The organism is Pseudomonas sp. W2I6 (assembly GCF_030815935.1).
In the GTDB taxonomy this organism is placed as follows: domain Bacteria; phylum Pseudomonadota; class Gammaproteobacteria; order Pseudomonadales; family Pseudomonadaceae; genus Aquipseudomonas.
The window spans coordinates 1,172,988-1,194,055 of record NZ_JAUSXJ010000001.1; the positions used below are offsets into that span (position 1 = coordinate 1,172,988).

Genomic DNA, 21,068 nt, shown 5'->3' on the forward strand with positions numbered 1-21,068 from the left:
ACTGCGGATTCAGGCAGTCGGATAAGGCACTTTTCGGTGTAGGCAACGTCTACACCTGTGACTGTTTTTTCTTTTCTTGAGGTGTCATTTGATGAAAGCCTGGATGTGTGTGCCTGTGATCGTGTTGGCCCTGGCCGGTTGTGCCGGGAAAACCGCTTATCGCGACAGCTGCGGCACGCAACTGGACGCTGCGTGGCACGAGCTGGACCTGGCCAAGGCCGAAGGTTTCGCCGGCACCGTGAGTTACTCCAAGGCTCTGTCGTTGTTGACTGGCGCCAAGACCCAGCAGCAGTTCGAAGCCTTCGAAGGCTGCTCGACCAAGGCCGAGAAAGCCCGCTTCTATATTCGTGAGTCGCGCGCAGGGCGCTAACCCCGCGTAGCAGTTGTCGAGTGCAACGAGGCGGCGTCGGCGGCCTCAAGCCCGAAGGTTTAATCATTGAGGAGGAAAGGATGTCAGCCTTGGTCGATCAGCTAGTCGCTCAGGTCATCGGCCTGGAAGTTGGGTTACTGAGCTGCCAGGCGCGCCTCGCCGCCGTCACGGACGACGAGGCCCTGCATGATCTGCGCACCACGGTGCGGCGCTTGCGCAGCCTGTTGCGGCCATTGCGCGGGTTGCCCGGTGTCGAGCAGCTCGAGGCGGCCGCCAGTGCCGTCGGCCAACTGACCACGCCATTTCGCGACCGCGAAGTGCTGGCGGCGTACCTCCACCAACACGGCCATCATGAGGCGGCCGAGCGGCGTATCCGGCAGCAGCCGGCCACCTACCGCTCGGTTGCACAAGGGCCTGAGCTGGCGCAACTGCTGTTGATCCTCGAAGCATTCCCCCGCTTTATCCGCGCCTCCCAACGGCAGAAATTGCTCAAGGGCCTGCGCACGCGCATTGAAAAACGCCTGGCCAAGCAATGGAAGAAGCTCGGCGAAGCGCTGCACGACCCCAACCACGACCGTCATCGCCTGCGCCTGTTGATCAAGCGCGTGCGTTATGCGGCCGAGGCTTATCCCGAGCTGAACAAGCTACCGCCCAAAGCCATATCGCGTCTCAAGGCGGCCCAGGGCGCCCTGGGTGATTGGTACGATTGCTGGCAATGGCTGGCGCAAGCCGGGCACGAGCCCGATTTGCAGGCGTGCGTGCCTGGTTGGCACCGCACCATGGCCGAGGCGGAAGGGCAGGCGGATCGGGTTTTGGATAAGTTGAACGCCGACTGCTTCGCTTGACCCTGCGACCTATCTGTCCGGGATTTTGGCCGGAATAGGCGCTGCATGGTGTAGGCCGGCTGGTTAAGATCCCTCAACTCCTTTTTCAAGTTGAGACCGCCATGCGCTTTAGTGATTTGCTCGACGCTGCCCGCAGCCACCCGTTGGACGTTTCGATCCCGGCCGAATGGGCCCAGGGCCGCGCCAGCTTTGGCGGGCTGGTTGCGGCGTTGGAGTACGAGGCCTTGCGGGCGAAGGTCCCGGCGGATCGCCCGTTGCGCTCCCTGGCGATCACCTTTGTGGGTCCGGTGGCGCCGGATGTGCCGGCCCGCTACGAGGTCGAAGTGCTGCGCGAAGGCAAGGCCGTCAGCCAAGTGCTGGGACGTGTGGTGCAGAACGGTGAAACGATGACCCTGGTGCAGGCCAGTTTTGGCGCATCACGGCCTTCGCAGATTGACGTCGCCGCCGAACCGGCGCCCACCTTCAAGCATTGGGATGAATGCCAGGAGCTGCCCTACATCAAAGGCGTGACGCCGGAGTTCATGCGCCACCTGGCGATGCGCTGGAGCGTCGGTGGCCTGCCGTTCACTGGCAATACATCCCGGGAGATGGGCGGCTGGGTGCGCTTGCGTGGCGATGTAAAAGAAGAGCCGCTGACCGAAGCGCACATCCTCGCGCTGGTGGATGCGTGGCCACCGTCGGTGTTGCCGCACCTGAAACAACCGGCGGCCGGCAGCACCCTGACCTGGACCATCGAGTTTGTCCAACCGCTGCAAAACCTGAGCACCCTGGACTGGTGCCAATACTTGGTCCACATCGAGCACGCCCGCGATGGCTATGGCCATGCGGCTGCGCAGTTGTGGAGCCCCGACGGCCAGTTGATCGCTATCAGCCGCCAGTCGGTGGTGGTGTTCGCCTGAGTCCTCAGACCAGCAAGTGTTGATCGCCGGAGGCGTCGCTGCCGCGTGCCTCCAGGCGACGACCGTGATGCTGCAATGCAAGGGCTGCCAGAATGCCGACGATACCGATGGCGGCACTCGCCAGGTTCTCGCTGAACACGCCCGATGCCATCAACAGAAAACCGATGACCAGGAGTGGCAGCGCAATCAGCTGCAACACTTGATTGGTCCCGTGCTGGTGATTTTGCGGGTGGGTGCGCCATTGCCAGGCGGGGATATTCGGATGACGTTTGCCCATGATCGTGATTCCTCTGTCCGTTGAAACATCTTGAGCAGAGTTTAGGTCGGGCAGGGTGGGGCCGCGAATCAAGGATGGCTATGGGGGCCATAGCCATCCCTTCAGGGGTTAAAGCCGCAACTGGCCGATGGCCTTGCTCAGTTCCCCGGCCAGGGTTGCCAGCTCATTGCTGGTGGTCGCCGAGTCTACTGTCTGCTGCACGGTGTTTTCGGTGACGTCCCGAATGCTCACCACCGCTCGGTTCATTTCCTCGGCCACATGGCTTTGCTGCTCGGCAGCCACGGCAATCTGCGTGTTGCTCTCGCGCATCTGCGCCACCGCGCCGGTGATCTCGGCGAGGGCAATCCCGGCTTCTTGAGCCTGTTGCACACAGTCGTCGGCCTTGAACGAGCTTTCCTGCATGAAGTCCACCGCGTCCCGGGTGCCGGCTTGCAGGGCGGACACCATGCGGGTGATTTCATCGGTGGAGCTTTGCACCCGCTTGGCCAGGTTGCGCACTTCGTCGGCGACCACGGCAAAACCCCGGCCCATTTCGCCGGCGCGGGCGGCTTCGATGGCGGCGTTGAGGGCCAGCAGGTTGGTCTGTTCGGCGATGCTGTGAATCACCCCGACCACGCCATTGATTTTCTGGCTGTCCTCGGCCAGCTTCTGGATCATTTCGGCGGTCTGCTGCACGCCGGTGGACAGCCCGGCAATCGAGCGCTGTACCCGGCTGACCACTTCCTGACCGCTGCCGGCGAGAGTGTCGGCCGTCTGGGACAGGTCGCGGGTGGCGCCGGCGTGCTGGGCGATGTGGTAGACGGTGGCGGTCATCTCGTTGATCGCCGTGGCGGCCTGGTCGGTTTCGCTTTGCTGGCCGAGCATGCCGTGCTGCACCTCGTTCATGCTGCTGGCCAGGCGTGCGGCGCCGTCGTCCAGTTGCCTGGCGGTGCGCGCAACCGTGTTGACCACCCGTTGATAACCCGCCTGCATCGCGTTGAAGGCGCTGGCCATCTGCCCGACTTCATCCTTGCAGGCCAGGGGGACGCGGGCCGAGAGGTCGCCGGTTTTCTCGACGTGCAGCATCACGTCTTTCAAGGTGTTGAGCTGGCTGAGGAGAAAGCGGATCAGCAGCTGTGAGGCGCCGAGCATGGCCAGCATCAGAATCATCACCGCTACGGCGTAGTTGGCGAAGCGTTCTTCGAACACTTGGCTCAAGCTGGGCCCGTAGGCCAGCACGGCGACCTGTTGACCGTCGGCACGGCTGATTACTTCGGCGCCCATCAGCGGGTTTTCGCCGAGCAGTGGCATGTGATTGAAATCCACCCAGCCACTGGCGTTGGCCAGGGCTGACAGATCTTCGTCGCCCAGTTGTGGGACTTTGCCCCTAGCAAACGTCAGCCAGTGCTCGCCCTTGGGCAGTGGCTGGCCGGCGGGCCAGGCACCGAGCAAGCGCCCCTGGGCTTGCGCCGACGCCTGTGAGGCCTGGCTGCGGGCCTGTTGTTCGAGCTGCACGGCGTACAACACCAGCAGCAGGGTGGTGATGAAGGCGACCGCGTTCACGGCCCAGAATTTGTACTTCAGCGAGATGTTGCTAAGCCAGGCACCCATGGAAGGTTTTCTCTGATAGCGGAAACAGCATTGGCAAGGTGCCATTATTGTGCCGCTATCGGGATGCCGGGTTTTGATATGGGTCAATGCGCCGCGTCAATCCGGCACAGGCAATCCAAAAAAGGCGCGGGCACAGGCGGTGCTGTGTTGCGCCAGGTCTTCCACGGTTTCTTCGCGGTGCAACGCGACCTCCCGTAGGACTTCCGGTAAATAGGCGGGTTCGTTGCGACCGTTTTTCGGCTTGGGCCGCAGGGTGCGAGGCAGCAGGTAGGGCGCGTCGCTTTCCAGCATCAGACGGCCCCGGGGAATTTCCCTGACCAGTGGATGCAGGTGCGTCCCACGGCGCTCGTCGCAGATCCAGCCGGTGATACCGATATGCAGGTCCAGGTCGAGGTAGCTGAACAGCGCCCGCTGCTCGCCGGTGAAGCAGTGCACCACGGCGGCCGACAGGTGATCGCGGTAGTCCCGCAGGATTTCCAGCAGGCGCTGGTTGGCGTCACGTTCGTGGAGGAATACCGGGAGCTTCAACTCCACGGCCAGGGCCAGGTGTTCTTCGAGGACTTTTTCCTGCTGGGGGCGCGGTGAGAAATCCCGGTTGAAATCCAGCCCGCATTCACCCACCGCACGCACGCGACTTTCCTTGAGCAGGCCGCGCAGGCGCCTGGCGCTTTCGGCGTTCCAGTCACTGGCAGAGTGGGGGTGAATGCCGGCGGTGGCGAACAGGCGTTGGCCACTTTCGTCCAGTTGCTGGCACAGCTCCAGGGCCTGTTCGCTGCCGTCGACACTGGTACCGGTGAGCACCAATTGGCTCACCCCGGCGGCGTAGGCACGGTCGAGAACGGCCTGGTGCTTTTCGTCGAAACTTGGGTTGGTCAGGTTGACGCCGATATCAATGAGTTGCATGGTGCTACCTCCGCCTGCGGTCGGAAAGCATATCAGAGCTGTAGATTTATAAGAAAAGCCAAGAACTACAACGAGTTAAAGCTGTCTTTGAAAGTCGCAAGTAACACCGTGTTTGGTTTGTCGCCATCTGCCGTGCCACCCTTGCGCCCAAAGCCTGCGCTCATGGCGCTCTGTTTCTGTCCCCCAACGCCTCGTTTTTCGCGAAGCAATGGGCAGTATTCTTTCTTCCGGAGAGCGGATGATCCGACCCTCGGCGTTGCTTGTGTTGTGCCTGACGTTACTGCTGCCCATGGCGGCGGTTGCGCGTCTGGACGGGCCGCTGGAAGTGACCCGGCCCGGCAAGGTCCGCGACCTTGCGGAAATCCGCAGCAGCCGCACCTTGCGGGTATTGGTCAACCAGAGCCGCAACAGTTCCGGCGAAGTCCAGGGCCAGGCCATCGGTGTTGAATACCATCGCCTGCGCGCTTTCGAGCAATACCTCAACGGTCACGCCCGTGACGGCGAGGAAATCAACCTCAAGATTATTCCCAAGGCCAAGGATCAGCTGATTGGCGCATTGGCCCGTGGCGAGGGCGACCTGGTGGCACCCGGCGAATTGCTGGATGTGAAGGCCGCCCACAAGATTGCCACCAGCGACCCGATCGCCAGCGACGTGCCGTTATGGCTGGTGGGGCTGAAGGGCGAGCGGCGGTTTACCCGGCTGGAGCAACTGTCCGGGCGCACGCTGGCCTTGACCACGGGCAGTGCCGCGTCGGACGCGATCAGCCAGGTCAACCAGAAGCTGGCGCTGCACAAATTGCCGCCGGTGAAGGTGGAATGGGTGGATCCGAGCCTCGCGGTAGAGGACGTGCTGGAGATGGTCCAGGCCGGGATTTTCCACCTGACCATTGTCGAGCGGCCGATTGCCGAACGCTGGGCGAAGATCCTGCCCAAGCTGCGTTTCGACCGGCAAGTGACCATCAGCGAGCCGGGCGAAGAGTATTGGTTTGTGCGCCAGGATGCCTCGATGCTGCGGGCCAGTATTGATCGCTTCCTCAAGACCTACCGCACGCCGTCCGATCAGGATGTGGCGTTCCAGCGCATCTACCGCCGCCTCTACCAGGTACGTTATCCACTGGCTCGCGTCGACCGCCAGCGCCTGGAAAAGCTGCGCCCGGTGCTGCAAAAGCATGCCCGCGAGCAGGGCATGGACTGGCTGAACCTGGCCGCGCTGGCGTTCAAGGAGTCTGCCCTGGACCCTGGCGCTCGCAGCAGCGGCGGCCCCACCGGGCTGATGCAGATCACGCCATCGGCGGCGCAGCGGGTCGGGGTGAACAACATCGAAAGCCTGGACAACAATGTGCAGGCGGGCGCGCGGTACCTGGCGATGATCCGGCGCAAGTTCTTCTCAAGCCCCAAGCTCAACGAGCGCGAGCGCATGGCGTTTGTGCTGGCGGCCTACAACATGGGGCCCGAGCGGGTCCAGGGAATGCGTGCCGAGGCGCGGCGGCGGGGGCTTAACCCAAACCAATGGTTTTTCCAGGTCGAGCGCATTGCCATGGAGCAGGTGGGAATGAGCGGCGTCAGCTATGTTAATAGCGTGAACAAGTATTACCTGGCGTTTGATCGTGAGCGGGAGTCGTTGGAGCCGGCAGCGCCACGGGTTGCCTCACGTAAATAATCTATTAATTCGATAATTATGAGCCGCTTTATCGGCTTTTATCATTGTTTAAACTGATTAATATAGCGGCCAACCCAACCCCTACCTTGAAAAGGATTATCAGCATGAGCCCATTGATCACCCGCATCCTCTCCACCCGCGCCGGCTACGGCCTGACTGTCCTGCGGATTTTTGTCGGGATCATCTTCGCCGCCCACGGTTCGCAAAAGCTCTTTGGCTGGTTTGGCGGCGGCGGCCTCGCGGGCACTGCCCAGTGGATGGAAAGTATCGGCCTGGCCCCGGGTACCCTGATGGCGGTGTTGTCCGGTGGTACCGAGTTCTTCGCCGGGCTGGCGCTGATCATTGGTTTGCTGGCGCGGCCGGCGGCACTCGGCCTGTCGATCATTTCCCTGGTGGCGATTTTCTCGGTGCATATCCATAACGGTTTGTTCATGGCCAACAACGGCTACGAGTTCGCCCTGGCGCTGCTGGGCGGTACGCTGGCCGTGTTGTTGGAAGGTGCGGGCAAATTGTCCGCAGACCGCGTCATCACTCACTGATACCGCGAACCCCCCTTAAAAGGCCCGCCCAGTGCGGGCCTTTTCGTTGCTCGGGATTCTTGACACCGCCCTACAGGCTTCTCTAGGATGTTGCCCATGCGCCGATTTAAACAGCTAATTGCGGGGCGCCACGGGTGACTGATCACAGTCCCGACAGAAGCCAGAGCCATGGGCCAGCTTCGAAATTCCGCTAAAGCGCTGGTTCGGTGTTGCCTCTCACCTGCCCGCAGACTTTTGAGGCAGAGACACGACACAATGAATGCACTACGCCCCCTCATACGCCTGGCCCCGATCACCGCGGACCTGACCCAACGCAATCCTAAAATCCTCTTGGGCGGCAAGCATCAGCCGACGTTGCTGCGCTATCTGGATGGCTGGCCGCGCCGCACGGGGCGGCCTTCGGCCTTTCTGATCCAGTTTGTCGAAGACGGCGACTCTCCCTTGCGCGCTTTGCGTCCAACAGCTTCGACCTGGCCGTCATTCAGGCGCCCAGTGCCAGCGACGCGGGCGAAGTGATACGCCAACTGACCCGCATTGCCCGGCAAGGGCTGATCGCCCGGCGTTGAGCCCTCAGTAGAACGCTGCTGAAGGCAGATGCCGGCGACGGCGACGCAACAGGAAAATACCCCCCGCAATCAGGCACAGTATCAGCGGTACAGGCACGATATTGAGCAGCTTCACTTTGCGTTCCAGGGCGTGAACCTCGGCGTATGACTGGACCTTCAGCGCGTGAATTTCCATGGGGATTCGCAACCGCTCCTTGTTGAGCGCTTGCAGCAGTGTGTTGGAGGTTGCAGCCTGAGGGCCCGGGGAAATTGTCGGGGGGTTGAGCAGTTGCCATTCCTTTTCCGTTTGTTCCAGGCGTTGCGCCAGTTCGGCGGATTTCTCACCGTAGGCCAGTGCCGCGTCTTCGCGCATTGCCTGCAGCACCTGCAGTGATCGAGCACCGCCTGCGCGGGGGCGAATGTTCATCAGTGCATCGGGCGCCGCCAGGTTGTCCAGGGTGTTCAATACAAACATCGCGTTATCTGACAACGGGCTACCCGCCGCGCGATGCTTCTGGAGCATTCCAGACACACGATCGCTGAGCAGGTCAGTGTCGGCGACCACGACCACATGGATGTTCGCAGCCTTTTGCAAGCCGGTGTTACGCCCACTGATGCCGTTAGGAAAGGCGGAATAGGCGGGCCCTTCGACGCGGGCGGCGATCACCTGTTGTTGAGCGCGAGTGGCTGTTTCATTGATCAGTGAATTGAGCTGCGCTGGCAGGACAAAGTGCTCTGTCTCAAACAGCGCGGCGTGCGCGGAGCTTTGCAGCAACGGGGTGAAGGTCATGCGGCTTCTCTTGGCAGGGACCAGGGCGCCGCTGCTCAAGACGTTGACGTTGTGAAGTTTCCAGGCGCTGATGTCATCCTGTGCCATCGCCTGGCGGGGCAAGGTCAGTGCCGCGGGATGGCGCACAGGCGGCTGGCCTGTGGTCAGGATCACCGAAGTGGCATAGTCGCGATCGGCAATCACCTTGTTCGCGGGCATCTGGATGCCCCAGGTGGACAGCAATGCCTCCAGCCTGGGGTTTTCCGGGGCCGTGACGCTGGTGTCCAGCCCGACAAGCGGGTCGATAAACATCATCAACTTGCCTGCGCCCAATACAAACTGGTCTATTGCGTAAAGGGTTTGGTCAGGCAGGTTGCCGGGATGAACCACCATCAGGGTTTTGACGTGTTCAGGAATTTGCGCGATACCCGGCTCCAGGCTCACCACGTTGAACTGGCGACGGATCTCCTGCAACACCTGCCAGGGAGGCGTATTAACGCCGTTGCGTTCATCTCGCTCACCGTTTATTGGCAGCCGGGAGATCACGCCCATGACGGGTTGCTCGGGGTGGATCACCTTATGAATCAAATGGCTGATTTCATACTCCAGCAGTGACTCCCGGTCCGGGCTGAATGACGGGATGCTATGGGGCACATGGCCCGCGCTGGTACCCACCAGGCCGAAGAATCCGTGTTGTTCGTCAAGTCCCAGTAACCTGGCTTTGTATTCATCTTCAGAAAAAGGGGTGGGGTCGATGAGGTGCAGGTTGACTTTGCCCTTTGCCGCTTTTTCATATTCCTTGAGCAACAGCTCTACCCGTTTAGCGTAGCTTTCAACGGCGTTGGCTTTGTGTGCACGGTTGCTTGAATTGAAGAAGTACAGATCCACCGGTGTTTCCAGTGAACCGAGCATAGTCTGTACAGGATCGGAAAGTGTATGGATGTTCTGTTCCGAAAAATCCAGCCGTGGATTTGGAAGTTTCAGTGCCCAGACCAGGTTAAAAGCGAGAAACAGTAACAGGAGCGTGATAATTGTGAGGCTGGCACTTAGTCGCGTTTTCATCGTGATGTGTCCTTCTCAACCGTTTCTTACATTCAGGACAATGACCGTCGCGCCAAGAAAGGCGATGATCATACTGATGAAGTACAAACTGTCTTGAAGAGCCAGTACCCCTTGGTCAATGGCGTCAAAACGCGCAGACGGGCTCAGGGAAAGAAGGCGGTCAATCAGCCATACCGGAACTTGATGTTCAATCGCATCAAGAATGGATGACAGGCCACTGGCGGTCAGCAGCAAGCACAGGGTTACGGTGAATATATCGCGCGATGGTGTGTCAGTGCGCAGATAAAACAGCCCACGGATAGATAACATCCGGCCAATACCCAACTTCCCAGGTATTGTGACGCAATGACTGTATTGTCCGGATTGCCAAAATAGTTGACGGTGATAACTATCGGGAAGGTCAACAGCAGGGCCACGCCAGAAACAATCCAGGCCGCCAGAAACTTTCCGACCACTATCTCGAAACGTGTGACGGGCAGGGTTTTCAGGAACTCCATGGAACCGGTGGTGGGCTCGTCGGCCCAAAGCCGAGTGCATAGAACAGGTGTCAACAGTAAGTAGAGCCAGGGGTGCAACTGGAAGAAGCCCTGCAAGTCGGCACTGCCGACTTCCAGTAACCGGGTTGCATGGAAGCCAAATACAGCAGCGGCGGTCAGGAAAACCGCAGTGCTCAGGTAAGTGAGGGGAGCCGAAAGATAACTAACCAGTTGACGCTTGAATATGACCGGGAGAAGTTTCAAATCGATGCCTCCTGGCTCATATGGTGCACAACGTCATCCAGGCGCCCGGCTTCCAGGTTCAGGGCATTGAGCTTCCAGCGGCGCTGGGTGACCAGTGCATTGATGTGGGGGTAGATGATTTGCCCCGGCAGGGCGAGTACGGTCACTGTGCCGGGAGTCTCGCGGTCTTCCTCAATGCCGGCGACCCCGGGCAATACCGCCAGGGCCAACAGGTCCAGCGGTGTGTCGGCTGCAAGGGTGACCGCCTGGTGATGACGGGAGCTGCGCTGCAGTTCGGGCACCGAAGTGTCTGCCACCAATCGGCCGTCGGCTATCACCAGTGCGCGGGTACAAATACCGGTCAGTTCTTCCGGCGCACGGGACGCGACAATGACCGTCATCTCGTCGCTGAGCGACTTGATGAGCATTCTGACTTTGTGTTTCTGGTCGGCATTCAGACCTTCTGTTGGCTCATCGAGCAACAGCAGGCTGGGGTCATGCAGGATTGCCTGGGCGATGGCTACCTTGCGTTTCAACCCGTCCGTGAGGGTTTCCACCGGGCTTTTGAGTATCCGCCACAACTCAAGCCGTGCAACTGCCCGGTCAATCATCTTGCGTTTTTCCGCGCCGCGGAATCCGCGTATTTCGGCAATGAAACCGAGAAAGGATTTTACACTCATTGCACCATGGCTCAAGAGTCGCTCTGGCTGGTAGCCGGTGACTTTCTTTGCCTGGAATGCGTTCAGGGCGATATCGTTACCGAATATTTTTATATGGCCTGAAGAGGGTGTAGTCGAGCCTGAGATCATTTTGATAATAGTTGTTTTTCCCGCACCATCATTTCCAAACAGCCCGAGGCATTCCTGGGGTTGAGCGTTGAATGAGAAGTCATGAATAATGTTTTTTCCGCCCATGGTTTTTGTCAGGCTCGTTATCTCGATCATTATGCTTTTCTACTGAATGGATATGGCAAGGCTGGATTAACCTGGGTGAACAGCAGGTTGTGAATGTTCGAAATTCAATGCTTGAAATCTTTTTATGTTGAAGCTTTTCCGACGTCGCACTGTTAAAAAATGGTACGTTCAATAAACGCTCTTGGAAATGCTGAGGGGGCTGAATAAGATAAGTCCTACATGCCAGACTATGACTCGCTGAAACAATTGTTTTGCTTTTGATGATTTAATTACAGTCGTTGTTTATTTGGTGTTTATTTAAAGTTTATGCCAATTTGAAATGGAGCCTGATGTCATGCTGCTTCTACGTACCCTTGTTCTTGAACAGTCCGGGCATGATGCGCCGGTCAATGGTGCACTGCTTTGTGGTTTTGCGGTGGCGCAGATCTCTTCAAACTTTCTTGCCTACAGTCTGGATGAAGAAACAGAGCCCGGTAGTTCACGGGTGTACATCGCAGCGTTGCGCAAAAAGTCCGAACGTTACTTTCTGGGGGCGATAGACTCCAAGGAAGACCTGCAAATAGCGACCCATGTCTTCAAGCAAATCCTGACGCTCGCGGCTGCTCCCGGGGCAAAATCTGCAAGCAGCGGCGAAACTCAGATTCCCTTTCATTTTGTTGATTTGAAAGGCTGCAAATTGCCCCCGGCCAGGCCTGAAGATCATCACTCGTTGACGATCAAGAAATCCCTGGTGATGAAGGTGATTACCCTGGGAACGTCGGCGCCCGGTTTGCCCGCCATTGAAAGCAATACGTTGATCGTGCCGTCGATTCGTTTCTCCTCAAGAATGGTGTCTGCTCCCAGGTCCCCCGAGCCTTCAGAGCCTGCGCGTTCATTGCCCGAGCCGGTGGCGCAGGCGCCCGAGGCTGAGTTCGAGATATCCGAGCCGCTCGTTGAGGCGCCACTACAGGCACCGATCGAGGCGCCTGCTGTCGCTGCGCCAGTGCCGGCGCCCATAGTCCAACAACCTGAACCGGTCCCCCAGGCGCCGCCGCCCATGCCTGCCCGGAATGAGTCAGCCTCGTTGTTTGAAGTGGACGATACGCTGGCCAATCTTTCCCGATTGTCACAGGAGCTGACGCAGCAAAAGCTCAGCGTGCTCAAGCAGGAAGAAGCGCTTGATCAGTTGCGTCTCGAACTGCGCCAGGAAAAGGCTGACCTTGAGCAGGAGAGTCAGCGGAGTGCCGACAGGATTGCCGAAAAGGAAACGTCCCTGGAACAGTTGGCCCGCACGCTGGCCCTCCGGGAGGAGCATCTGGCTGGCAGCTCGGCGCTGAACCAGACAGAGCAGCGTCGAATGGACGAGCGTGCGCGCTACCTGGAGAGCCAGGAAGCCCAGTTGCATGACCGTGACCTTGCGGTGCGCCTCAAGGAGCAACAGCTGACGGCTGCGCTGTTCCAGTTGCCTGTCCTGCGGGACAACCTGAGGGTTACGCTTCAATCCCTGGATGAGTCACTTGCATGGCTTGGCGAGAACGGGCGCGGCCAGCCTGAATGCGGCCCGACCCAGACGGAGGCTGACTGATACGCGTCGTTGCCGGAATCCGCCGGTGGGTCTGGCTACTTTCCCGAGTTCATTTATCATCGACCCCCACAGCCGACATCGGGCGTTAAATGCGTTGTGCCTGATGCGGCAGCGGGTCTGAAAAATGCAAACTTCCAGGGGATGTAGAGCTTTTGAGCACCAAGCTGATTACCAAAGAAGGTCATGAAGCCCTGAAAAAGGAGCTTGATTACCTGTGGCGAGAAAAGCGCCCTGATACCACCCGCAAAGTGACGTGGGCGGCCTCCCTGGGGGACAGGAGCGAAAACGCCGACTACCAGTACAACAAGAAGCTGCTGCGGGAAATTGATCGTCGGGTGCGTTATTTGCGCAAGCGCCTGGAAGACATGCGCGTGGTCGAGTACATGCCCGAGCAGGAAGGGAAGGTGTTTTTCGGCGCCTGGGTGGAGATTGAAAACGAACAGGGCGAGACCAAGCGGTTTCGCATCGTGGGGTACGACGAGATCTATGAGCGTATGGACTACATCTCCATCGACTCACCCATGGCCCGGGCACTGTTGCGCAAGGAAGTGGATGACGAGGCGCTCGTGCAGACCCCCAGTGGCGAAGTGTGCTGGTGGATCACCGCTATCGAATATGTGAAGTGACAACGGATGGCCCGTACGCATGAACGCGTGCGGGCCATTTGCGTTTTCAGCCCTCGCGCAGCACCGTCAACGGGCTGGCATTCAGTGCGCGGCGGGTGCCGAACACGCCGGCACCGCCGATCAGCACGGCGCCGATCACCGGCAGCAGCAAGAGCCACGGATGCGGGTGCCAGGTCAGGTCGAACGCGTAGCGGTACAGCACCAGTGTCACCAGTTCAGTGCCCAGCGCTGCCAACAGCCCGCTGACTGCGCCCAACAACCCGAACTCGATACGCCGGGCCTTGACCAGCAACTTGCGCTCAGCCCCCAGCGCCCGCAGCAGGGCGCCCTGGCGAATCCGCTCATCGAGGGTTGCCTGGAGCCCGGAGAACAACACGGCCATCCCCGCTGCCAGGACAAACAACAGCACGTACTCCACCGCCAGGGTGACCTGGGCCAGGATGCTGCGCAGTTGTTCCAGCAGTGCCTCCACCTGCAGGATGGTCACCGCCGGGAAGGCCCGGGACAGGTCGACGATCTGTTGGTCATGGCCGGGTGCGAGGTAGAAGCTGGTCAGGTAGGTGGCCGGCAGGTCCTTCAGGGTGCCGGGCTGGAAGATCATGAAGAAGTTGGGCTGGAAGTTGTCCCAGTTGATTTCCCGCAGGCTGGTGACCCGCGCTTCACGGTTTTCCCCGCCGACGGTAAACACCAGGTGATCGTTGAGCTTGAGTTTCAGGCTGTCGGCGACCTTGGCCTCCACCGAGACGCCTGGAATCTCGTCGGTCGGTTGCGCCGTCCACCAGGAGCCCGCCGTCAGCTTGTTGCCCGGTGGCAGGTCGGCGGCCCAGGTCAGGCTCAAGTCTCGCTGTACTGCACGATCGCCGCTGGAGTCCTTGCTGACAATCTCCTGCACTGGCGAGCCATTGATGCTGATCAGTCGTCCCGGTACCACCGGATACAGCGGAGCCGATTGCGCCTGTAATTCCAGCAGGCGTGCGCCGAAGGTGTCTTTGTCGGCGGGCAGGATGTTCAGGGCGAAATAGTTGGGGGCGTCCTTGGGCAACTGGTTCTGCCAGGTATCCAGCAATTCGCCGCGCAACAACGCGATCAAGCCCATGGATAACAGGATCAGCCCGAACGCCAGTGACTGCCCCGCGGCGGCCAGGGGATGACGCAGCAACTGGCCCAGCCCCAGGCGCCAGGGCAGGGAGGCCCGGGCCAGCAGGCGTCGCAGGCTTTGCAGCAACAGGAGCAGCAGGCCGCCGAGAACCAGCGCGGCAATCACGCCGCCGCCCAGCAGGGCGAAGGTCAGCACCAGGTCGAGGCTCAAGCGCCACATGATCAGGCCCAGGGCGAAGAGTGCGGCGCCGTAGACCATCCAGGTGCTGGAAGGGATTGGCAGCAAGTCGCGGCGCAATACCCGCAGTGGCGGCACCCGCCCCAGGGCGGCCAGCGGCGGCAGGGCGAAACCGGCGAGGGCTACCAGCCCGGTGCCAATCCCGGCAACGGCCGGCAGCAGCCCGCCGGGTGGAACGTCCGCCGGCAGCAGGTCATGCAACAGCGCAAACAGGCCCAATTGCGCCAGCCAGCCGAGCAGGGCGCCGGTCAGGCTGGCCAGCAACCCCAGCACGGCCAATTGCAGGCTGAACAGCAACATGGTTTCGCGTCGCGACAACCCGAGGCAGCGCAGCAAGGCGCTGGCATCAAAGCGTCGGCTGGCGAAGCGATTGGCCGAGAGCGCCACGGCCACGCCGGAGAGCAGCACCGCCACCAGGCTGGCCATGTTCAAGTAACGTTCGGCCTTGCCCAGCGCGCCGCCGATCTGCTGGTTGCCGTCGCGCGCATCCTGCAGCCGCTGGTTGGCGGCCAGGCCGGGCTTGACCAGGTCGCGATAGGTTTGCAGCACGGTGCCGCCCTGTGGCGCTCGCCACAGGTCGCGATAACTCACGCGACTGCCGGGCTGCACCACGCCGGTGGCGTCAAGGTCGGCCAGGTTGATCATCACCCTGGGCGTCAGGCTATAGAAGTTGCCGGCGCGATCCGGCTCATAGGTCAGCACGCGGGAAAGGCGCAGGGTCTTCATGCCGACGTCGATGCTGTCGCCGATTTTCAGGTTCAGTGCCGTCAACAGCCGTGCTTCCACCCAGGCTTCACCGGGTTTGGGGCCACCTCCGGCAGTTTCTTCGGCGAAGGGTTCGGCGGCGCTCTTCAGCTCGCCGCGCAACGGATACGCCTCGTTGACCGCCTTGATGCTGGACAGCTGGATGCCGGCGTCAGTGGCAATCACGCTGGAGAATTCCACGACCCTGGCGTGCTGCAGGCCCAGCTCGGTGCCACTCTGGATTTGCTCGGTGCGGGCGGGTGAACTGCCTTCCAGCACCAGGTCGGCCGCCAGGAACTCGGTGGCGCGCAACATCATCGCGCCGTTCAGGCGGGCACCGAAGTAACCGATGGCGGTGCTGGCGGCCACGGCCACCAGCAGGGCGAAGAACAGCACACGCAGTTCGCCGGCGCGGGCATCGCGCAGCAACTGGCGAAGGGCAAGGCTGAACAGGCGCAACAAGGGCAAGCGTGCCATCAAGGCTCCAGGGGCGCGACCATCAGGCCGGCTTCAAGACGGATCAGGCGACGGCAACGGTGGGCCAGGCGCTCGTCATGGGTCACCAGCACCAGGGTCGTGCCGCTCTCTTTGTTGAGTTCGAACAGCAGGTCGCTGATGCGCTCGCCGGTATGGCTGTCGAGGTTGCCGGTGGGTTCATCGGCAAACAGCACGTCCGGTTCGGCAGCAAACGCCCGGGCAACCGCTACCCGTTGCTGCTCACCCCCCGAGAGTTGGCGCGGCGAGTGGGTGAGACGCTGGCCCAGGCCGACACGCTCCAGCAGGTGTTTGGCGCGCTCGCGGGCGTCATTGCGACCGTCCAGCTCCAGGGGCAGCATCACGTTTTCCAGCGCGTTGAGGCTGTCGAGCAACTGGAAGGACTGGAACACAAATCCCACGTGCTCGGCGCGGATGCGTGCACGCTGGTCTTCGTCGAGGGTACTCAGGGCCTGGCCGGCGAGGGTGACTTCGCCACTGCTGGGCAGGTCGAGGCCGGCCAGCAGGCCGAGGAGGGTGGATTTGCCGGAACCGGAGGCGCCGACGATAGCCAGGCTATCGCCCTTGTTCAGTTCCAGGCTCAGTTCGTGCAGGATAGTCAGTTCACCTTCCGCGCTGGGAACCACTTTGCTAAGGTTTCGCGCGGTGAGAATGCTTGCGCCCATGGAGAATCCAATGCGAATGTGGTTTTTGAGTGCTGGCCTGGCCTTGATGTGCATGGCCCAGAACGCAGCGGCGGGTACAGTCCTGATCGTTGGCGATAGTATCAGTGCCGGTTTCGGGCTGGATACCAGCAAAGGGTGGGTAGCGTTGTTGGGACAACGGCTCAAGAGCGAAGGTTTCGACGATAAAGTGGTCAACGCCTCTATCAGCGGCGACACCAGTGCCGGAGGCCTGGCACGGCTGCCGGCGGCGCTTGCAGAGCATAAGCCGGACCTGGTGATCATCGAGCTGGGCGGCAATGACGGCCTGCGTGGGCAGCCACCTGCGCAATTGAAACAAAATCTTGCATCGATGATTGAACAGTCCAAGGCCAGTGGTGCCAAGGTGCTGCTGCTGGGCATGCAGTTGCCGCCTAATTACGGGCCGAAATACACCACCGCGTTTGCCGAGGTCTACGGGGCGTTGGCCAAGGAGAAAAGCGTCCCGCTGGTACCGTTTTTCCTGGAAGGAATCGGCGGCCATCCAGAGCTGATGCAGGCTGACCAATTGCACCCGGCGGTTGGCGCGCAGGGCAAGTTGCTGGAAAATGTCTGGCCAACGCTAAAACCACTGCTATGACGCTTTTCTAGCAGCGGTCTTTCGGCTAAGGTGGCGCCCCCCCGATTTGGAGCCCCCGATGTCGCGTCCTGCCTGGTCACTGTTTGCCTACCAACTGATCGAGCCTGACGAACAGCTGGATCTGTTCGCCTGCCAGGAAGTCCGGGTGCATCTGGTGACGCGTCAATTGGAGTTGGGCGGGTCCATCGACCGCACCCTCTGCGGCACGTTGTTGCCTGCCCAGCCGCGCTGGTCATCGGTGGATCGCTCGATCTTCCAGGACCAGCGTTTGTGCCCCCTGTGCCGGGCGATCCTCGAGTCGCAAAAACGCGGCACACCGCCGATCTGGCCAGAGCTGCGCTTCGAGCTTTGAATATGGGTGCCCGCCGGGCAGCCGTGTACAATCCATTTTCTACTACCCGTCGATCTGCGAAGGAATTCCCGGATGTTGTCGCGCCTTTCCGCCGTCACCTGCTGCCTGTCTCTCGCTGCGCTCTGCGCGGCCGGTCCTGCTGCAGCCTTGCAGTTGCCTTTGCCGCCACCGGGTGAAGATATCGTTGGCCAGGTCCAGGTGATCAAGGCCAAGTACGAAGATACCTTCGCGGACCTCGGCACCACCTACGACCTGGGTTATTCGGAGATGGTCGCGGCCAACCCGGGCGTGGATGCCTGGCTGCCGGGAGCGGGTACCGAGATCGTGTTGCCGACGCGCTTCATCCTGCCGCCCGGCCCGCGTGAAGGCATCGTGATCAACCTGGCGGAGTACCGGCTCTACTACTACCCCAAGGGCCAGAACGTGGTGTACACGTTCCCGTTGGGGATTGGCCGTGAAGGCTGGGGCTCGCCAGTGGCCCACACCACCATCACGGGCAAGATCCCGAACCCGACCTGGACCCCGCCAGCCTCGATCAAGGCAGAACACGCCGCCAATGGCGACCCGTTGCCCAACGTCGTGCCGGCCGGCCCGGACAACCCGCTGGGGCCGTTCAAGTTCACCCTCGGCACGCCGGGCTACCTGATCCACGGTTCCAACATGAAGTTCGGCATCGGTACCCGTACCAGCCACGGTTGCTTCCGCATGTTCAACAACAACGTGCTGGAAATGGCCGACATGGTGCCGGTGGGCACGTCGGTGCGGATTATCAACGACGCCTACAAGTTCGGCGCGGCCGGGGGCAAGGTCTACCTGGAAGCCCATACGCCGCTGAACGACGATGGCACCCCATCGGTCGTCGACAAGCACACCGCCGTCATCAACGCCTTGCTCAAGCGTGAAGACCTGTCCAGCAACCTGCGGGTCAACTGGGACCAGGTGCGTGACGTGGTTGCGGCCGAAGACGGTATCCCGACGGAAATCGGTGTGCCGGGCGGGGCGCCGATGGTGTCGAGTACGCCGGTCGATCTGCAGCAGTAAGCCTGCACGATCCATAACCCGTTATCGCCTCGCGCGGTGACGGGTTTTTTATTGTCTGGAATCCAGCCAAATCACAGGCAAAAAAAAGCCGATCCAAGAATGGATCGGCTTGATAACAACCCCGGAGGATTATTACTTGCGGCTTGCTTTTTCAAGCATGCGCAGAGCGCGCTCGTTAGCTTCGTCAGCAGTCTGTTGTGCTTTTTGAGCAGCAGCCAGAGCTTCATCAGCTTTACGGTAGGCTTCGTCTGCACGAGCCTGGGAGCGTGCTGCTGCGTCTTCAGTTGCAGTCAGACGAGCTTCGGTTTCTTTGGAGACGCTGCTGCAACCGGTAGCCAGAACTGCGGCCAGAGCCAGAGCAGAGAATTTCAGAACGTTGTTCATCGTGTTCCCCTTCAAGGACTTTCTATTAAATGGCTACTTTCTCAGAGTGAGCTAATAGCCGGCGTACATACTACCCATTACTTGTAGTAAGTAAACTGACGTAGCGCAAGAAGCAAAAAAAATTCTCGCGCCCAATCTATTTTGGCTAATCTTTCGAGAGTCTGTATAAAAATTATCCAGATTTTCGCACTCGGCCGAGGATTGGATCCAGCCTGAAAGGGCCGGCTGGCATGTGTTAAGCCATGTAAACATAAGTCATTTTATATATCGTCCCTGACACTATTGTTCAGATTGTCTTTTCGCCATTCGGTATCTTTTGTGCATGTTGAGGTGACTTTAAGAGCGCGTGTTCGTCTCAAGCTTCAACTGCCGGCAATGTTCAGGCCATCGACGTAAGGAATCTCGATTGGCCCTTTCTATGTCCGCCAGCGCAACGGAAGACGAGCGCGTCTTGAGCAATTGTGCGATTGGCGCCTACTATTTCCTTGTGCTGGTTGTGAGCGCTAGTGCAAGACACTGGCCGCTTTTCTCGTTGTCGAAACCGGCACCGGGTGGCGTAGATGTTCCTTCGCCGGAAAAACATCGGTAAGGTAGGGGTCAGAAACCAAGACCCGCGAGGAGTAGTGATGAGCGAGGCGTTGTCCATCCACCATGACCAGGCTGGTCATCAGTTCGAGACCAATGTGGACGGTCATCGTGCCTATCTGACCTATATGGATCTCGGGAAGCAGACCCTGGATATCTATCGCACCTTCGTGCCCAACGCATTGCGCGGCCGTGGCATTGCTGCCGCGCTGACCGAGGAAGCGTTGAAGTTCGCCGAAGAGGCAGGTTATACGGTGATCCCGTCCTGCTCCTACGTTGAGCGCTACATGGAGCGCCACCAGCGCCATGCCGCGAAGCTTTGAGCATTGAGTAGGGCGGTACGCAGAGCATCCCAGGATGCATTCCCACGCAGGGCGGGGGAACGATCAAAAAAAACGCCGGGTTTAGCCCGGCGTTTTTGTGTCCGCAGTCTGTGCTCAGCCGCGTTGGCGCTTGGGCAACACGTCCTTGAGCTTGGCGTGCATGCTGCGCAAGGTGGTCTCGGTGGCAGACCAGTCGATGCACGCATCGGTGATCGACACGCCGTATTGCAGGTCGGCCAGGTCCTTTGGAATCGCCTGGCAGCCCCAGTTCAGGTGGCTTTCGACCATCAGACCGATGATCGACTGGTTGCCTTCCAGAATCTGGTTGGCCACGTTCTCCATCACCAGCGGTTGCAGGGCCGGGTCCTTGTTGGAGTTGGCGTGGCTGCAATCGACCATGATGTTCGGCTTGATCTTCGCCTTGTTCAGCGCCTGTTCGCACAAGGCCACGCTGACCGAATCATAGTTGGGCTTGCCATTGCCGCCACGCAGTACCACGTGACCGTAGGCGTTGCCCTTGGTGGTGACGATGGACACGCCACCTTCCTGGTTGATGCCCAGGAAGCGGTGCGGGCTGGAGACCGACTGCAGGGCGTTGATCGCCACGGTCAGGCCGCCATCGGTACCGTTCTTGAAACCCACGGCCGAGGACAGGCCGGAAGCCATTTCGCGGTGAGTCTGGGATTCGGTGGTGCGTGCACCAATTGCCGACCAGCTGATCAGGTCTTGCAGGTACTGCGGGGAAATCGGGTCCAGGGCTTCGGTTGCCGTCGGCAGGCCCATTTCCGCCAGATCCAGCAGCAATTGACGACCGATGTGCAGGCCGTCCTGGATCTTGAACGAGTCGTCCAGGTACGGGTCGTTGATCAAGCCTTTCCAGCCGACGGTGGTACGCGGCTTCTCGAAATAGACACGCATCACCAGATACAACGTGTCGGACACTTCCGCCGCCAGCACCTTCAGGCGCTCGGCGTATTCGTGGGCAGCCTTGAGGTCATGGATCGAGCACGGCCCGATGACCACGAACAGGCGGTGGTCGGTGCCGTCGAGAATCTCACGGATGACTTCGCGGCCCTTGGTGACGGTCTGCAGGGCAGCGTCGCTCAGGGGAATTTCGCGCTTGAGCTGATCAGGCGTGATCAGGGTCTCGTTGGATTCGACGTTAAGGTCGTTGATCGGTAAATCAGCCATCGTGTTACTCGTCAGGGTCACGGGTGCCGGCCGCCAGCGATCCCCGTGCGGCGG

Annotated in this window: 19 protein-coding genes and 3 pseudogenes; 12 read left to right on the plus strand and 10 right to left on the minus strand. The window is 60.3% G+C overall.

Annotation, left to right across the window (positions count from 1 at the left end):
- Nucleotides 1-91 precede the first annotated feature (91 nt).
- From QF039_RS05520 to QF039_RS05530, 3 genes are all read left to right on the plus strand, one after another.
- Nucleotides 92-370, plus strand: coding sequence for a hypothetical protein (locus QF039_RS05520; RefSeq protein WP_003218744.1), 279 nt, complete (start codon nt 92-94; stop codon nt 368-370).
- 80 nt (nt 371-450) lie between these two features.
- Nucleotides 451-1,215 carry a CHAD domain-containing protein gene (locus QF039_RS05525; protein WP_307517127.1) on the plus strand — a complete coding sequence of 255 codons (765 nt, stop codon included), beginning with the start codon at nt 451-453 and terminating at the stop codon, nt 1,213-1,215.
- A 101-nt stretch (nt 1,216-1,316) separates the two neighbouring features.
- Entirely contained in the window at nt 1,317-2,114 is a 798-nt protein-coding gene (locus QF039_RS05530; protein ID WP_008437738.1) for an acyl-CoA thioesterase II, read from the plus strand.
- A gap of 19 nt (nt 2,115-2,133) precedes the next feature.
- Here QF039_RS05530 and QF039_RS05535 read toward each other — a convergent pair.
- The 3 genes and pseudogenes from QF039_RS05535 to QF039_RS05545 form a co-directional block, all read right to left on the minus strand.
- Nucleotides 2,134-2,391, minus strand: a pseudogene (locus QF039_RS05535) (terminase); the annotation flags it as partial.
- A 108-nt stretch (nt 2,392-2,499) separates the two neighbouring features.
- Nucleotides 2,500-3,981: a methyl-accepting chemotaxis protein gene (locus tag QF039_RS05540; protein ID WP_102605081.1), complete on the minus strand. Its 1,482-nt coding sequence runs from the start codon at nt 3,979-3,981 to the stop codon at nt 2,500-2,502.
- Nucleotides 3,982-4,077: 96 nt separating this feature from the next.
- Nucleotides 4,078-4,884: a TatD family hydrolase gene (locus QF039_RS05545; protein ID WP_003218739.1), complete on the minus strand. Its 807-nt coding sequence runs from the start codon at nt 4,882-4,884 to the stop codon at nt 4,078-4,080.
- Nucleotides 4,885-5,122: 238 nt separating this feature from the next.
- Between QF039_RS05545 and QF039_RS05550 the strand changes: the two genes are divergently transcribed.
- The 3 genes and pseudogenes from QF039_RS05550 (at nt 5,123) to QF039_RS05560 (ending at nt 7,649) form a co-directional block, all read left to right on the plus strand.
- Complete coding sequence (locus tag QF039_RS05550; RefSeq protein WP_102368437.1) at nt 5,123-6,544, plus strand: transglycosylase SLT domain-containing protein; 1,422 nt, start codon at nt 5,123-5,125, stop codon at nt 6,542-6,544.
- 104 nt (nt 6,545-6,648) lie between these two features.
- Complete coding sequence (locus QF039_RS05555; protein WP_177019477.1) at nt 6,649-7,083, plus strand: DoxX family protein; 435 nt, start codon at nt 6,649-6,651, stop codon at nt 7,081-7,083.
- Nucleotides 7,084-7,338: 255 nt separating this feature from the next.
- Nucleotides 7,339-7,649: pseudogene (locus QF039_RS05560) on the plus strand (class I SAM-dependent methyltransferase).
- 4 nt (nt 7,650-7,653) lie between these two features.
- Here QF039_RS05560 and QF039_RS05565 read toward each other — a convergent pair.
- The 3 genes and pseudogenes from QF039_RS05565 to QF039_RS05575 form a co-directional block, all read right to left on the minus strand.
- Nucleotides 7,654-9,459 carry a Gldg family protein gene (locus QF039_RS05565; RefSeq protein ID WP_307517128.1) on the minus strand — a complete coding sequence of 602 codons (1,806 nt, stop codon included), beginning with the start codon at nt 9,457-9,459 and terminating at the stop codon, nt 7,654-7,656.
- A 15-nt stretch (nt 9,460-9,474) separates the two neighbouring features.
- Nucleotides 9,475-10,199, minus strand: a pseudogene (locus tag QF039_RS05570) (ABC transporter permease).
- Complete coding sequence (locus QF039_RS05575) at nt 10,196-11,122, minus strand: ABC transporter ATP-binding protein (RefSeq protein ID WP_307517129.1); 927 nt, start codon at nt 11,120-11,122, stop codon at nt 10,196-10,198. Before QF039_RS05575 ends, QF039_RS05570 begins: the two are co-directional and overlap by 4 nt.
- 304 nt (nt 11,123-11,426) lie before the next feature.
- Here QF039_RS05575 and QF039_RS05580 point away from each other — a divergent pair, with 304 nt between their 5' ends.
- Nucleotides 11,427-12,656: a hypothetical protein gene (locus tag QF039_RS05580; RefSeq protein WP_307517130.1), complete on the plus strand. Its 1,230-nt coding sequence runs from the start codon at nt 11,427-11,429 to the stop codon at nt 12,654-12,656.
- Between the two features lie 152 nt (nt 12,657-12,808).
- A complete protein-coding gene (greB, locus tag QF039_RS05585; protein WP_008437752.1) occupies nt 12,809-13,282 on the plus strand; it encodes a transcription elongation factor GreB in 474 nt (157 codons plus the stop codon).
- 46 nt (nt 13,283-13,328) lie between these two features.
- On the opposite strand, the gene QF039_RS05590 is transcribed toward greB, so the two are convergent.
- Both QF039_RS05590 and QF039_RS05595 read right to left on the minus strand, forming a co-directional pair.
- Complete coding sequence (locus tag QF039_RS05590; RefSeq protein WP_003218728.1) at nt 13,329-15,839, minus strand: ABC transporter permease; 2,511 nt, start codon at nt 15,837-15,839, stop codon at nt 13,329-13,331.
- The gene (locus QF039_RS05595; protein ID WP_307517131.1) at nt 15,839-16,522 is read right to left on the minus strand and encodes an ABC transporter ATP-binding protein; all 684 of its coding nucleotides are present in this window, start codon (nt 16,520-16,522) and stop codon (nt 15,839-15,841) included. Before QF039_RS05595 ends, QF039_RS05590 begins: the two co-directional genes overlap by 1 nt.
- A 10-nt stretch (nt 16,523-16,532) precedes the next feature.
- Here QF039_RS05595 and QF039_RS05600 point away from each other — a divergent pair, with 10 nt between their 5' ends.
- The 3 genes from QF039_RS05600 to QF039_RS05610 all read left to right on the plus strand — a co-directional run bounded on the left by QF039_RS05600 (nt 16,533) and on the right by QF039_RS05610 (nt 18,531).
- Nucleotides 16,533-17,138, plus strand: coding sequence for an arylesterase (locus tag QF039_RS05600; RefSeq protein ID WP_307517132.1), 606 nt, complete (start codon nt 16,533-16,535; stop codon nt 17,136-17,138).
- 58 nt (nt 17,139-17,196) lie between these two features.
- Nucleotides 17,197-17,490 (plus strand): hypothetical protein, encoded by a 294-nt coding sequence (locus QF039_RS05605; protein ID WP_003218723.1) that lies wholly within the window; start codon nt 17,197-17,199, stop codon nt 17,488-17,490.
- 72 nt (nt 17,491-17,562) lie between these two features.
- The gene (locus QF039_RS05610; RefSeq protein WP_017477366.1) at nt 17,563-18,531 is read left to right on the plus strand and encodes a L,D-transpeptidase family protein; all 969 of its coding nucleotides are present in this window, start codon (nt 17,563-17,565) and stop codon (nt 18,529-18,531) included.
- A 132-nt stretch (nt 18,532-18,663) separates the two neighbouring features.
- On the opposite strand, the gene oprI is transcribed toward QF039_RS05610, so the two are convergent.
- Nucleotides 18,664-18,915, minus strand: a complete 252-nt coding sequence (oprI, locus tag QF039_RS05615) for an outer membrane lipoprotei OprI (protein ID WP_003172710.1) — start codon at nt 18,913-18,915, stop codon at nt 18,664-18,666.
- A 626-nt stretch (nt 18,916-19,541) separates the two neighbouring features.
- On the opposite strand from oprI, the gene QF039_RS05620 reads away from it, so the two are divergent.
- A complete protein-coding gene (locus QF039_RS05620; RefSeq protein ID WP_003189869.1) occupies nt 19,542-19,823 on the plus strand; it encodes a GNAT family N-acetyltransferase in 282 nt (93 codons plus the stop codon).
- Nucleotides 19,824-19,937: 114 nt separating this feature from the next.
- Here the strand turns inward: QF039_RS05620 and QF039_RS05625 are convergent, their stop codons facing one another.
- Nucleotides 19,938-21,014 carry a 3-deoxy-7-phosphoheptulonate synthase gene (locus tag QF039_RS05625; RefSeq protein ID WP_003218719.1) on the minus strand — a complete coding sequence of 359 codons (1,077 nt, stop codon included), beginning with the start codon at nt 21,012-21,014 and terminating at the stop codon, nt 19,938-19,940.
- Nucleotides 21,015-21,068 lie beyond the last annotated feature (54 nt).